The sequence below is a fragment of the Vibrio sp. MM46 genome, from assembly GCF_027587135.1.
GTDB lineage: Bacteria > Pseudomonadota > Gammaproteobacteria > Enterobacterales > Vibrionaceae > Vibrio > Vibrio harveyi.
On sequence record NZ_JAPPTO010000025.1, the window covers coordinates 1 to 14,138 of the forward strand.

The 14,138-nt window shown below is 45.9% G+C and carries 13 protein-coding genes; 6 read left to right on the forward strand and 7 right to left on the reverse strand.

Features of this window, described 5'->3' with window-relative positions; all coding sequences use genetic code 11:
* Nucleotides 1-171: 171 nt before the first annotated feature.
* The 3 genes from hemG to OH459_RS22290 are packed head-to-tail and all read right to left on the reverse strand — an operon-like array spanning nucleotide 172 to nucleotide 2,836.
* Entirely contained in the window at nucleotides 172-699 is a 528-nt protein-coding gene (gene hemG, locus OH459_RS22280) for a menaquinone-dependent protoporphyrinogen IX dehydrogenase (RefSeq protein WP_005451088.1), read from the reverse strand.
* 9 nt (nucleotides 700-708) lie between these two features.
* The gene (locus OH459_RS22285; protein WP_005451087.1) at nucleotides 709-2,166 is read right to left on the reverse strand and encodes a TrkH family potassium uptake protein; all 1,458 of its coding nucleotides are present in this window, start codon (nucleotides 2,164-2,166) and stop codon (nucleotides 709-711) included.
* A 46-nt stretch (nucleotides 2,167-2,212) separates the two neighbouring features.
* Nucleotides 2,213-2,836, reverse strand: coding sequence for a YigZ family protein (locus OH459_RS22290; protein ID WP_045485546.1), 624 nt, complete (start codon nucleotides 2,834-2,836; stop codon nucleotides 2,213-2,215).
* A gap of 268 nt (nucleotides 2,837-3,104) precedes the next feature.
* Between OH459_RS22290 and fadB the strand changes: the two genes are divergently transcribed.
* From fadB to acuI, 3 genes are all read left to right on the forward strand, one after another.
* Nucleotides 3,105-5,276 carry a fatty acid oxidation complex subunit alpha FadB gene (gene fadB / locus OH459_RS22295; RefSeq protein ID WP_269988809.1) on the forward strand — a complete coding sequence of 724 codons (2,172 nt, stop codon included), beginning with the start codon at nucleotides 3,105-3,107 and terminating at the stop codon, nucleotides 5,274-5,276.
* Between the two features lie 14 nt (nucleotides 5,277-5,290).
* A complete protein-coding gene (fadA, locus tag OH459_RS22300) occupies nucleotides 5,291-6,466 on the forward strand; it encodes an acetyl-CoA C-acyltransferase FadA (protein WP_009699109.1) in 1,176 nt (391 codons plus the stop codon).
* A 266-nt stretch (nucleotides 6,467-6,732) separates the two neighbouring features.
* Nucleotides 6,733-7,713: an acrylyl-CoA reductase (NADPH) gene (gene acuI / locus OH459_RS22305; protein ID WP_005451082.1), complete on the forward strand. Its 981-nt coding sequence runs from the start codon at nucleotides 6,733-6,735 to the stop codon at nucleotides 7,711-7,713.
* Between the two features lie 73 nt (nucleotides 7,714-7,786).
* Here acuI and OH459_RS22310 read toward each other — a convergent pair whose 3' ends face one another.
* Both OH459_RS22310 and OH459_RS22315 read right to left on the reverse strand, forming a co-directional pair.
* Entirely contained in the window at nucleotides 7,787-8,728 is a 942-nt protein-coding gene (locus tag OH459_RS22310; RefSeq protein WP_009699107.1) for a LysR family transcriptional regulator, read from the reverse strand.
* A 167-nt stretch (nucleotides 8,729-8,895) separates the two neighbouring features.
* Nucleotides 8,896-9,078, reverse strand: coding sequence for a hypothetical protein (locus OH459_RS22315; RefSeq protein WP_005426049.1), 183 nt, complete (start codon nucleotides 9,076-9,078; stop codon nucleotides 8,896-8,898).
* Nucleotides 9,079-9,210: 132 nt separating this feature from the next.
* Between OH459_RS22315 and tusA the strand changes: the two genes are divergently transcribed.
* Nucleotides 9,211-9,459, forward strand: a complete 249-nt coding sequence (gene tusA / locus OH459_RS22320; protein ID WP_005426051.1) for a sulfurtransferase TusA — start codon at nucleotides 9,211-9,213, stop codon at nucleotides 9,457-9,459.
* A gap of 44 nt (nucleotides 9,460-9,503) precedes the next feature.
* Here tusA and OH459_RS22325 read toward each other — a convergent pair whose 3' ends face one another.
* Nucleotides 9,504-9,764: a hypothetical protein gene (locus OH459_RS22325; protein WP_005451077.1), complete on the reverse strand. Its 261-nt coding sequence runs from the start codon at nucleotides 9,762-9,764 to the stop codon at nucleotides 9,504-9,506.
* Between the two features lie 160 nt (nucleotides 9,765-9,924).
* A complete protein-coding gene (locus tag OH459_RS22330; RefSeq protein WP_017818157.1) occupies nucleotides 9,925-10,479 on the reverse strand; it encodes a TMEM165/GDT1 family protein in 555 nt (184 codons plus the stop codon).
* Between the two features lie 483 nt (nucleotides 10,480-10,962).
* Here OH459_RS22330 and glyQ point away from each other — a divergent pair, with 483 nt between their 5' ends.
* Both glyQ and glyS read left to right on the forward strand, forming a co-directional pair.
* Nucleotides 10,963-11,880 (forward strand): glycine--tRNA ligase subunit alpha, encoded by a 918-nt coding sequence (glyQ, locus tag OH459_RS22335; protein WP_005451074.1) that lies wholly within the window; start codon nucleotides 10,963-10,965, stop codon nucleotides 11,878-11,880.
* 13 nt (nucleotides 11,881-11,893) lie between these two features.
* Nucleotides 11,894-13,960 (forward strand): glycine--tRNA ligase subunit beta, encoded by a 2,067-nt coding sequence (glyS, locus tag OH459_RS22340; RefSeq protein ID WP_005378875.1) that lies wholly within the window; start codon nucleotides 11,894-11,896, stop codon nucleotides 13,958-13,960.
* Nucleotides 13,961-14,138: the final 178 nt, after the last annotated feature.

Here is a 14,138-nt window from a genome sequence, read left to right on the forward strand (position 1 = left end):
TGGCTAATTGGCTTGCTAACTTGACTTCATTTCTTTCGAAGCGTTGCCGTTTCAGCGAGGTGGCATTATAGAGATTGCGATCACATTGGCAAGCCCTTTTTCTCGTTTTTTTTGATTTTTTTATCGTTCGGATAAATTTGCATCAAAAGCGTTCAAAAGAGCACGTTATTTCTACAGTTCTTTGAATTTATCTGCGAAAAGAGCCACTTTTTCCCAATTGGTGTATTCCACTTCTTTGGTCGTATCGGTTTCGCCCCCTGTCATCGACATAATGAACTTAATCATAGTTTTGTCGAACCAACCATAACGAGGATAATAAAGAGCACCAGCAAAAACACCAATTAAGATTGGTTTCCAAGGCGACTTGGTCAGGAACTTACGAATGTAAGCGCTACCCTCTGGCGTATCTTTTCCTTGGTCTTCTTTGCGAGCAGTTAGGTTTACGCAGAAAAATGCCACTTTACTTTGTTCAAGTTGATTGAGGTTTCGCTCAATAAACTGGTACAGCTTCTTATTAAGATGACCATAACGAATAGAGGCTCCAATCAATACTCTGTCGTATTGGCTGAAATCAATCGTCTCTACACTATGTAAATCCACCAGCTCGCAATCGAACTCTAATAGCTGCTCATCTATATAGTGGAGAATTTTTTTAGTCTGCCCTTCTCGGGAAGAATATAGAAATAATGCTTTTGCCACAATTTCCCCTTAACTGCGCCAAAACGTCGGCGTAAGTAAAATAAGTAAGGTAAAGATTTCCAAACGACCAAACAGCATAGAAACAATCAATACCCATTTTGCTTTGTCATTAACATCACCAAAGTGAAGTGCTACTTCTCCTAAGCCAGGACCGAGGTTGTTCAGAGTCGCAGCTACCGCCGAGAACGCACTTAGCTCATCCATGCCAGTCGCAATCAACCCCAGCATACAAACCACAAATACGAGCGCGTACGCAGAGAAGAATCCCCAAACCGCATCAACAACACGCTGCGGTAGCGCACTGCCACCCACTTTGATGGTGTACACCGCACGAGGGTGCACCAAACGCTTCAGCTCACGAGCACCTTGTAAGGTCAGTAGCAGAATACGGATTACTTTCATGCCACCACCAGTCGAACCAGCACAACCACCGATGAAAGAAGAGAACAATAACAACACTGGCAAGAACAACGGCCAATCAGCAAAGCCGGTTGTAGTAAAACCTGCAGTAGTAGAGATTGACACTGTTTGGAACAAGGCTTGGTCGAAGGCATCATAAGGAGAGTCATACGAGTGATGATTCAATAATAATAAGAAGCAAACCAAGAACAGAACCACTTGAATAAAGATAAACGCGCGAAACTCTGGGTCTTTCCAATAGTATTTAGGATGCACGCCACCAGACGCAAACGCGGCAAAGTGCAAAGAATAGTTACATGCCGAGATTAACAAGAAGACAACGGTAATCATGTTAATGGCATAGCTATCGAAATAGCCCATGCTAGCATCGTGTGTAGAGAAACCACCGATGGCAATCGTGGAGAAGCTATGACTAATGGCATCAAACGGCGTCATGCCTGCTAACCAAAATGCTACGGCACATGCGATAGTCAAACTCAAGTAGATGTACCACAGAGCTTTTGCTGTCTCAGCAATACGTGGGGTCATCTTAGTATCTTTTACGGGTCCTGGTATTTCAGCTCTATACAACTGCATACCACCGATACCAAGAACAGGAAGAATGGCTACCGCCAATACGATGATACCCATACCGCCAAACCACTGTAGAAGTTGGCGATAAAAGAGAATCGCTTTTGGCAACTCGTCGAGCCCGACGATCACCGTCGCACCTGTTGTCGTTAAAGCAGAGAAGGACTCAAAAAAAGCGTCAGTCACAGATACATTGGGGTTATCTGAGATCAGAAAAGGGATAGAGCCAGCACTGCCAAGTACAGTCCAGAAAAGAACAACAATAAGGAAGCCATCACGCGCTTTAAGCTCGTGTTTGTGCCTGCGGTTTGGGAACCAACAGATCCCACCGCATACAAGAAGTACGAAGAAAGTCGTGACAAAAGGTACACCCGCACCATCTCGATAGATAAGCGCAACTAGCGCAGGCGCGAGCATTGTGACACTAAAAAGTGCGAGCAATAGCCCGACGATTCGAATAATTGAACGAAATTGCATGGATTGATTGACTAGCGAAGCTGTCCCTGTGGCTTCCTATTTTTCATTATTGTCCGTCTAGTGGGGTGACAATTGCCTTTGCACCACTTTTGTTGATGATAGCTTGGGTAAACGCGCTCACTTCACGTAGCTCAATTTCCACCACTAATACCACCTGATCGCTGTATTCAGCATCCACTTCAACCGCACCAAACTGGGGCATAAGCGACTGTGCGATAGGCATAAACCCATAGTCTAACTCTAGTCGGAGTTTTGTGGTTATTTTTTTCTCAATTGTTTGAAGCAGCTTGAGCGCTTGTTGCACGCCGCCACCATAGGCTTTGACCAAACCACCTGTACCAAGCTTAATGCCGCCAGAATATCGAGTCACTACAGCGGTAATCTCTCCAACTCCAGAGCCAGACAGCTGAGCAAGGATTGGTTTACCTGCTGTCCCTGAAGGTTCTCCATCATCACTAAAGCCCCACTTCATCGAATCTTCTGGTCGACCAGCAACAAATCCCCAGCAGTTGTGTCTTGCATCAGCATGCTTGGTTTTGATCTGCTCAACGAATGCTTTCGCCGCTTCCACGCTTGGCGTATGTGCTAAGTAAGTAATAAAGACACTCTTTTTGATCTCTTCTTCAAATTGAGTAGGCTGAGCAGGAATCAGATAAGGCAGGTCATTCATAGGATTAAGTCACTTTTCTCTTTGTCTAAAGTCTATCACGAGAGGTAATTGTGAGTCGCATAAGATCTGCCTTAGCGCACAATGTTAAACACTTGTTTAAAAAATGTATTGAAATTAACCAATCCGAAGTCCAAACTAACTTCACTGGTCTAACCAGAACAATAAATAAAACGACTTTCCTCTATATCTATTTGCTGCCCTACAGGCGCTCAGCCCGCATCAAATTGGTATACAGACAATCCAAGATTGTATGTCATGGAGATAGACAATGATTTACCAAGCCGAAACCCTACAGGTAAAGGAAGTACAAGATGGTATTGCAGAACTAAGCTTCTGCTCTCCAAAATCCGTTAACAAACTCGACCTAGCGACACTAGAGTCACTCGACAAAGCCCTTGATGCACTAAAAGCGCACCAAGGACTGAAGGGCTTGATGCTCACCTCAGATAAAGACGCGTTCATTGTTGGCGCTGATATCACCGAATTCTTAGGTCTTTTCGCTAAGACAGACGCTGAACTCGATCAGTGGCTACAATTTGCTAACAGCATCTTCAATAAGCTGGAAGACTTGCCTGTCCCAACTATCTCGGCACTAAAAGGCCACACGTTAGGCGGCGGCTGTGAGTGTGTGCTTGCAACTGATATGCGAATTGGTGACAAGACCACCAGCATCGGTCTACCAGAAACAAAACTGGGCATCATGCCGGGCTTTGGTGGTTGTGTACGTCTGCCACGTGTTATTGGCGCCGACAGCGCAATGGAAGTGATCACTCAAGGTAAAGCGTGTCGTGCGGATGAAGCGTTAAAGATTGGTCTTCTGGATGCGGTTGTTGATAACGACGCACTTTACGAGTCAGCACTCAAGACACTGACCTCAGCAATCAACGAGAAGTTGGACTGGCAAGCTCGTCGCAAGCAAAAGACATCACCTCTAACGCTAAGTAAGCTTGAATCAATGATGAGCTTTACCATGGCGAAGGGTCTGGTGGCACAAAAAGCGGGTCCTCACTACCCCGCTCCAATGACAGCCGTTATTACTATTGAAGAAGGCGCTCGTTTCGCTCGTAACGAAGCACTCGACATTGAACGTAAGCACTTCGTAAAACTGGCTAAGTCTGAAGAAGCAAAATCACTGGTTGGCTTGTTCCTCAACGACCAATACATCAAAGGGCTTGCTAAAAAATCAGCGAAGTCAGCGAGTAAAGACACGCAACGTGCGGCTGTGCTTGGTGCGGGCATTATGGGCGGCGGCATCGCCTACCAATCTGCATTAAAAGGCGTACCGGTGTTAATGAAAGACATCGCGCAACCTTCACTCGATTTAGGTATGACGGAAGCATCTAAGCTGCTAAATAAACGCTTATCTCGTGGTCGCATTGATGGCTTTAAGATGGCTGGTATTTTAGCGTCTATCACACCAAGCCTACATTACGCAGGCATCGAAGAATCAGACGTGATTGTTGAAGCCGTAGTAGAAAACCCGAAAGTAAAAGCAGCAGTTTTGAGTGAAGTCGAATCGCATGTCGGTGACGATACCGTTATTACCTCAAACACCTCGACAATTCCTATCAACCTGTTGGCAAAATCGCTAAAACGCCCAGAAAACTTCTGTGGCATGCACTTTTTCAACCCAGTGCACCGCATGCCTCTTGTTGAGATCATCCGTGGTGAACATACCTCTGATGAAACCATAAATCGCGTTGTTGCGTACGCAGCGAAAATGGGCAAATCACCAATTGTCGTTAATGACTGCCCTGGGTTCTTTGTAAACCGCGTATTGTTCCCATACTTTGGTGGCTTCAGCATGCTACTTCGCGATGGCGCTGACTTTACGAAAATCGACAAAATCATGGAACGTAAGTTTGGCTGGCCGATGGGACCTGCATACTTGCTCGATGTTGTTGGTATTGATACTGCTCACCACGCACAAGCCGTTATGGCACAAGGATTCCCTGAGCGTATGGGCAAACAAGGTCGTGACGCAATAGATGCGCTGTTCGAAGCAGATAAATACGGCCAGAAGAATGGCAATGGCTTCTACAGCTACACCATTGATAGAAAAGGTAAGCCTAAGAAAACCTTCTCTGAAGAAATCTTGCCGGTACTCGCTGACGTTTGTGCCGATAAACAGGACTTTGACGAACAGACCATCATTCAACGTATGATGATTCCAATGATCAACGAAGTGGTACTGTGTCTACAAGAAGGCATCATTGCCACTCCACAAGAAGCGGATATGGCACTGGTTTACGGTCTTGGCTTCCCTCCATTCCGCGGTGGCGTATTCCGCTACCTAGATAGCGTAGGTATTGCTGAGTTTGTTGCAATGGCAAAACAATACTCAGAGCTCGGTGCAATGTACCAAGTACCACAGATGCTGATTGATATGGCGGCGAAAGGTGAAAGCTTTTACGGTGCACAACAGCAAGGTTCTATCTAAGGAGGGATTCTAAAATGACTAATCAAACAAGAAATGTTGTCGTAGTCGATTGTCTACGTACTCCAATGGGTCGCTCTAAAGGTGGTGCTTTCCGTCATACGCGAGCAGAAGATCTATCTGCGCGCCTAATGAAAGGTATTCTTGCACGTAACCCACAAGTAAACCCAAGCGAGATTGAAGATATCTACTGGGGCTGTGTACAACAAACCCTAGAACAAGGCTTTAACGTGGCACGTAATGCGGCGCTACTTGCTGGTCTACCAATTGAGATTGGCGCCGTGACGGTTAACCGCTTGTGTGGTTCATCAATGCAAGCGCTTCACGATGGTACACGTGCCATCATGACAGGTGACGCTGAAATCTGCCTAATTGGTGGTGTTGAGCACATGGGACACGTACCAATGAACCACGGCGTGGACTTCCACCCAGGTATGTCCAAGACAGTTGCAAAAGCAGCAGGCATGATGGGCTTAACCGCTGAAATGCTTGGTAAGCTGCATGGCATTAGCCGTGAGCAACAAGACGAGTTTGCTGCACGTTCCCATGCTCGTGCACATGCTGCAACCGTAGAGGGTCGTTTTAAAAGCGAAATCCTACCAATTGAAGGTCATGCGGCTGACGGCACGCTGTTCACTCTAGATTACGATGAAGTCATTCGCCCTGAAACATCCGTTGAAGGTCTATCTCAACTTCGTCCTGTTTTCGACCCAGCCAACGGTACAGTAACAGCCGGTACATCATCGGCGCTGTCTGATGGTGCATCAGCGATGTTGATCATGAGTGAAGAGAAAGCTAATGAACTTGGCTTGAAGATTCGAGCACGCATTAAAGGTATGGCCATTGCGGGCTGCGATCCTTCAATCATGGGTTACGGTCCTGTACCTGCGACGCAAAAAGCGCTCAAGCGTGCAGGTCTTTCAATTGAAGATATGGATGTGGTCGAGCTAAACGAAGCATTTGCAGCGCAATCTCTACCATGTGCTAAAGACTTAGGTCTGCTTGATGTTATGGATGAGAAGGTCAACCTTAACGGTGGCGCAATTGCATTGGGTCACCCGCTTGGTTGTTCTGGCTCACGTATCTCAACGACGTTAATCAACCTAATGGAAGCAAAAGATGCGAAATACGGTCTCGCAACCATGTGCATTGGTTTAGGTCAGGGTATTGCGACTGTATTTGAACGACCATAGTCTGTTTAAGAAACGCTAGGTTGTAGTGATCAATTCAACAGTCACGAGCAAATGAACCAATACTGAAATTTTTTAGTATTACACTTAAGGGCGACATCTGATGTCGCCCTTTGTTTTACGCTAAACATTGCTTACATGCACAAAAAGCATACATTAAATGCTCAAGTTTCATTTTATTCATAGACAAAGAAGACATACACTTAGCAGCAGTTGATATCTTGCTGCATGTGACCCAGAGTCACGCTACCGCACAATCGGAGAACCTTATGTTTAATGCTCTAGTTCTAAATCAAGAAGACAAACGTACTATCGCTAGCATCGAGCAAATCGATGAAACACAACTGCCTGAAGGCGACGTTCTGATTGACGTTGATTACTCATCGTTGAACTACAAAGACGGTCTTGCAATTACAGGTAAAGGTAAAATCATCCGTAACTTCCCGATGGTGCCGGGTATTGACCTAGCAGGTACGGTAGTAAGCTCAGAAGACGACCGCTACCAAGCAGGCGACAAAGTTGTTCTTACTGGTTGGGGTGTGGGTGAAAACCATTGGGGCGGTATGTCTCAACGTGCTCGTCTAAAAGCGGATTGGCTAGTACCACTACCAAAAGGTCTGGACAGCAAGAAAGCCATGATGGTTGGTACGGCTGGTTTCACTGGCATGCTGTGTGTTCAAGCACTGCTTGATGCAGGCATCAAACCTGAAAATGGTGAAATCCTAGTAACTGGCGCAAGTGGCGGTGTAGGCTCAGTAGCTGTGACGCTTCTAGCACAGCTTGGCTACAAAGTGGCAGCCGTGACAGGTCGTGTTGAACAAAATGGTCCGCTACTAGAAAAGCTAGGAGCTAGCCGCATCATCGACCGTGTTGAGTTTGAAGAACCAGCACGTCCGCTTGAAAAGCAAGTATGGGCAGGTGCGGTTGATACCGTAGGCAGCAAAGTGCTAGCAAAAGTATTGGCGCAAATGGATTACAACAGTGCAGTCGCAGCTTGTGGTCTTGCAGGTGGCTTCGATCTACCGACGACAGTGATGCCATTCATTCTACGTAACGTTCGTCTACAAGGTGTGGATTCTGTTTCATGCCCATTTGAAAAACGTACTGCAGCATGGGAAAAATTGGTAGAACTACTACCAGACAGCTACTTCGAGCAAGCTTGTACTGAAGTAGAGCTAGCAGAAGCACCAAAATACGCTGAAGACATCACAAACGGTCAAGTAACTGGTCGTGTGGTTATCAAGTTATAAGCGTTAACTCTTCGATAGAATAAACAAAGCCGGGTCATTGCCCGGCTTTTTGCTATTTCGATTTTTGGAAAAATCAGTCCAACCCCATATCTTCAATTCGTTTAGCAATAAGACGACTACATTCTTCACGAACTACTGCACGCAACCATTCTTGAGCGGGAGAGTGTTCGCAACGTGCGTGCCAAATCATCGAATATTCAAACGGCGTGAATTGGAATGGTAATGGCTTCACTACTAAGTCATAGCGATCAGCAACCAAGTACGCTAAATCGGCAGGCACGGTAATAATAATTGGCAGAGTATCAACGATCGCCAGCGCCGCTTCCAAGTGATAAGCGCGTAATACCATCTGACGTTGCGGCTTCTCCACGAGCGCTTGTTCAATCAGCGCTTTAACCCCATCACTAATGGCAATCATGGCATGCGGATGACTGAGATAATCATCCAGACTCATCTCTTTCTCAGCTAGCGGGTGCTGCTTAGATAGCATACACAACACACCAACTCGCCCTAACACTTCACTGCGTAATGGCTCCACTGGACCTGTTGGACGACAAATCGCTAAGTCCGCGCCTTCATATGTTAATTGATCAGATAAGCGGTCGTGTTGCAGCGGCAAGAAGTTAAACGACACATTCGGTGCTTCTTGATAGATACGCGGCAACGCGAAGGGCAGAATGGTTTGCATCGCGTAATCAGTTGTCGCGATATTAAACGTCTGATCGCAACTGCGTGGATCAAACTCACGTGGAGAAAGCAATTGGCGTAGTGACTCCAAAGGCTCACCCAAAGAACGATCAATTTCTAACGCTTTTTGAGTTGGGATCAAGTGCTGACCTTGACGAGTAAACAGTGGGTCACCAAGCAGATCACGTAAACGCCCTAGCACACGACTCATTGCCGATTGGCTTAAATTGAGGCGAGTTGCTGCTTTACTGACACTGCTCTCTTCAATCAGCACACGTAATGCGACCAATAAATTCAGGTCTCGACGATAGATGTCTTCTAATTCCACGATTTGCCACTTAACATGTAGAGGATTTAGGTAAATTGTACTCTTCAGGCAAAAAAAATCCCGCCTTTCAGCGGGGAAGCCCAAGAAAAATGGGGATAGTGTCGGAATGAAGTGTCGTTAAACTTGGTGAGCGGTATATCAATAGGTTCCGATTACAGCAAGAAGCGCTAATTTTCTTGCTCTGATGCACCTGACCATTTGTGCATCTCAATCCAAATCCCAATAATCGTTGCACTCATGCCTACAAGAGGCATCAATGAGGTTTCACCTGGCGTCCTAAGTACCAATGCACAGAACGAGATAAAACATAAAACCGAATAGATGGTTAGTCTGTCTAACGCTGTTAACATCGTCTCCCCTTGCCAGTTGTTACCAAATTGTTAATTTAAGGTAAATCAAAAAATTCGGTTTGCCAAGTGGTTATTGAATATTTTTTCAACGAAAGTAAAATTCAACGCTCAGTTAGTTACGAGAATCACACTATGAGCTTTAATCCTGAACTGGCGACCAAGACATTAGAGGCGGAAGGATTACGCTGCCCAGAGCCAGTGATGATGGTCAGGAAGACAATTCGAAACATGCAAGATGGTGAGGTATTGCTAGTTAAAGCAGACGACCCATCCACAACTCGAGATATCCCGAGTTTCTGTCGATTTATGGATCACCAGCTGATTGCGGCACAAACGGAACAGCTTCCATACCAGTACCTGATCAAGAAAGGTTTGGAATAATCTCAGCAAGATCAAAAACGGCAGCCCAATTGGCTGCCGTTTGTTTATTCATCGTATTCTAGTGTGCGAACTTCAGATTGTAGCTTGTTCAGTTGCTTTCTCATTGCACGCATCTCTTCATGCATCGGAATAATATGCGCGACCCGAATCCAAGCCTCTACTGTTAGACCAGTAAGGATGAAGGTCCCTGCAACAATCGGCAACCACATATCGGTCAACACCATTGCCAATAAGCACAGCGCTAAACCAAAGGTGAATAAATAACTCTGACTCTTTGGGGTCATCCCCATGTAACGTGTAAGCATAACCTTGCCCTCTCGCTATCATTCACACCATTAAAGTACCATGACAAGTATGACACTAATATGTCATCCGTCACGGTCCTGAATGATTTTGAACCAGAGTTTGAACTCATGCATCACTTCACTAGTTATTGATAATTAAAACGATTTATCTTTAAGATGATCAGAAAAATGCTGCACCAATAGCAAGGGCAATAAATAGGAAAGCGGTCACCTTACGAATCAATCCTAAAGGTATCTTGTCCGCCGATAGCTTGCCGATTAAAACCACGGGAACATTGGCAAGCAACATGCCGATCGTGGTACCAAGAATCACCCAACTCAATGCATCTGCGTATTGTGCACCCAAGATAGAAGTTGCAATCTGAGTCTTGTCGCCAATCTCCGCAACGAAGAAAGCAATAAAACTCGCAATGAATGGACCACGGTTGGAGATCTGTTCGTCATCATCCAGTTTATCAGGGATCAGCACCCAAGCCGCCATGGCGACAAAACTAACCACCAGCACCCATTTTAAAACCTCAGGCGAAAGGTAATCTGCCACAACCACACCTAACCATGCAGCCAAAGCGTGGTTGGCAATGGTTGCCAAAAAGATTGCGGCAATAATAGGGATTGGCTTGCGGTAACGACTGGCAAGTAATAGAGATAGCAATTGGGTCTTATCGCCAATTTCTGCTAACGCTACAGTAGTAATTGAAATAGCTAAAACGCTCACGACATGCTCATTGGGGCGGGATAATTATTTTTAACCTAAGACAAATCTCACGCCCCACCCCGGTTCATGATGATTTGTCTAAGGTCTTGCTAAACTCATCGGGTTGATGAGTCTCGAACGCCATGGTGATTTTGCACCAATTATGTTGACGAACGAACCAGATGAAATAGGCATTTCATCGAGTAAGCTACTCCCCAAAGACAGGCGCAATTCTAGCCACCTTTGCTCATCACCTCAAGAGTGAAAGCCAGTGAAAACTCCCTTTTAGGAAAAATTCAGCAGATAAAGCGGTAAAAATCCATTAAAGGAGAAAATTGCCCACGAATTAATCAAGATTAGCTCTACTCCCATGCTCAATATCTGGGTATACTTGATTGTTATTTTATTCAACCGTAATTACTTTGAATCGCTATTGTTGAGGCTATAAAACCCAGCAAAAGAGACGAATTCACAAGTAATAAGAGAATCGCGCGAACCTGACTTATGCAAAAATACGATATCAAAACCTTCCAGGGAATGATCCTCGCGCTGCAGGATTATTGGGCTCAAAATGGTTGTACCATTGTTCAACCGCTAGATATGGAAGTGGGTGCGGGTACCTCTCATCCAATGACATGTCTACGAGCACTTGGCCCAGAGCCAATGTCTACAGCTTACGTACAACCTTCACGTCGTCCTACCGATGGTCGTTACGGTGAAAACCCTAACCGTCTACAGCACTACTACCAATTCCAAGTAGCGCTAAAACCATCACCAGACAATATCCAAGAGTTGTACCTAGGTTCTCTAGAAGTTCTTGGTATTGACCCACTTGTTCACGATATCCGTTTCGTAGAAGACAACTGGGAAAACCCAACACTAGGCGCATGGGGTCTAGGCTGGGAAGTTTGGCTAAACGGCATGGAAGTGACTCAGTTTACTTACTTCCAACAAGTTGGCGGTCTTGAGTGTAAGCCAGTAACTGGTGAGATCACTTACGGTATCGAACGTCTAGCAATGTACATCCAAGAAGTAGACTCTGTTTACGACCTAGTTTGGAACATCGCACCAGACGGCAGCAAAGTGACTTACGGTGACATCTTCCACCAAAACGAAGTAGAGCAATCGACTTACAACTTCGAGCACGCAGACGTTGACTTCCTATTTGGTTTCTTCGAACAGTGTGAGAAAGAGTGTAAAGAACTGCTTGAGCTTGAAAAACCACTGCCACTACCTGCTTACGAGCGCATTCTAAAAGCTGGTCACGCATTCAACCTACTAGACGCACGTAAAGCGATCTCAGTAACTGAACGCCAACGTTACATCCTACGCATCCGCAACCTGACGAAAGCAGTTGCAGAAGCATACTACGCATCGCGTGAAGCTCTTGGCTTCCCAATGTGTAAGAAAGAACAAGCGTAAGGGGTAGAGTAACATGGCAAAAGAATTTCTAATCGAGCTAGGCACAGAAGAGCTACCACCAACGCAACTTCGCACTCTAGCTGAAGCATTCGCAGCAAACTTCGAAGCAGAACTAAAAGGCGCTGAGCTTGCTCATGAAGGCGTTAAATGGTTCGCGGCACCTCGTCGTCTTGCACTTAAAGTAGCAGCACTAGCAGACAGCCAGTCTGACAAAGTTGTTGAAAAGCGTGGTCCTGCGGTTTCTGCAGCGTTTGACGCGGAAGGCAACCCAACAAAAGCGGCTCAAGGCTGGGCACGCGGTTGTGGCATCACGGTTGACCAAGCAGAGCGCATGGTAACAGACAAAGGTGAATGGCTACTGTTCAAACAAGAAGTGAAAGGTCAGCCAACGTCTGAGATCGTAGTTGAACTTGCAGCGAAAGCACTAGCAAACCTACCTATCGCAAAACCAATGCGCTGGGGTAACAAAACGACTCAATTTATCCGTCCAGTTAAGACGCTAACCATGCTAATGGGCAGCGACCTAATCGAAGGCGAGATCCTTGGTGTCGCTTCAGACCGCACTATCCGTGGTCACCGCTTCATGGGTGAGCAAGAGTTCACTATCGATTCTGCTGAACAATACCCTGCGATCTTAGAAGAGCGCGGTAAAGTAATGGCAGATTACGAAGCGCGTAAAGCAATCATCCTAGCTGACGCACAAAAAGCAGCAGCAGCGGTTGGCGGTATCGCTGACCTAGAAGATGACCTAGTAGAAGAAGTAACGTCTCTGGTTGAATGGCCAGTAGTACTAACAGCGAAGTTCGAAGAAGAGTTCCTAAAAGTGCCTTCTGAAGCGTTGGTTTACACCATGAAAGGTGACCAGAAGTACTTCCCTGTTTATGACGAAAACAAGAAGCTACTACCTAACTTCATCTTCGTATCGAACATCGAATCAAAAGAGCCTCGTTACGTAATCGAAGGTAACGAGAAAGTAGTTCGCCCTCGTCTTGCTGACGCAGAGTTCTTCTTCAACACAGACCGTAAGCGTCCGCTTATCGACCGTCTGCCTGAACTAGAGCAAGCGATCTTCCAAAAGCAACTGGGTACGATCAAAGACAAAACAGACCGCATCACTGAACTTGCTGGCTACATTGCTGAGCAAATCGGTGCTGACGTTGAGAAATCAAAGCGTGCTGGTCTACTAGCAAAATGTGACCTAATGACCTCAATGGTATTCGAATTCACGGATACTCAAGGTGTTATGGGTATGCACTATGCTCGTCACGACGGTGAAGCAGAAGAAGTTGCAGTAGCACTGAACGAGCAATACATGCCTCGTTTCGCAGGTGATGAACTGCCATCAAACGGCGTTTCAACTGCAGTTGCAATGGCAGACAAGCTAGACACTATCGTAGGTATCTTCGGTATTGGTCAAGCGCCTAAAGGCAGCGACCCATTCGCACTACGCCGCGCATCTCTAGGTGTACTACGTATCATCGTTGAATACGGCTACAACCTAGATCTTGTTGACCTAGTTGCGAAAGCGAAGTCACTGTTTGGCGACCGCCTAACCAACGACAACGTTGAGCAAGACGTTATCGAGTTCATGCTTGGTCGTTTCCGTGCTTGGTACCAAGACGAAGGCTTCAGCGTAGACATCATTCAAGCGGTTCTAGCTCGTCGTCCGACGAAACCAGCAGACTTCGACCAACGAGTTAAAGCGGTTTCTCACTTCCGTGAACTAGAAGCAGCAGAGTCTCTAGCAGCAGCGAACAAACGTGTAGGTAACATCCTAGCGAAATTCGACGGCGAACTAGCAGCAGACATCGACCTAGCACTTCTACAAGAAGACGCAGAGAAAGCACTAGCAGAAAGCGTTGAAGTAATGACGGAAGCGCTAGAGCCAGCATTTGCTACAGGTAACTACCAAGAAGCCCTAAGCAAGCTAGCTGACCTACGTGAACCAGTTGATGCGTTCTTTGATAACGTAATGGTAATGGCAGACGACGAAGCACTTAAGAAGAACCGTCTGACACTTCTGAACAACCTGCGTAACCTGTTCCTACAGATCGCAGATATTTCTTTGCTTCAAAAGTAATTCATTGCTCTTCGAAGTGATTAAGAAATAAGTAAAAGGGAAGCAGATGCTTCCCTTTTTGTTGCCTTCAAACCGATGAAGGTGATGCTTATTATTCATTTTGTGAACAAGACTAAAATTTGTAGGGTGAGACGCGTTTAACTTGTTGGTGTAGAGCTCGGATTGTAGAGGCACAGTT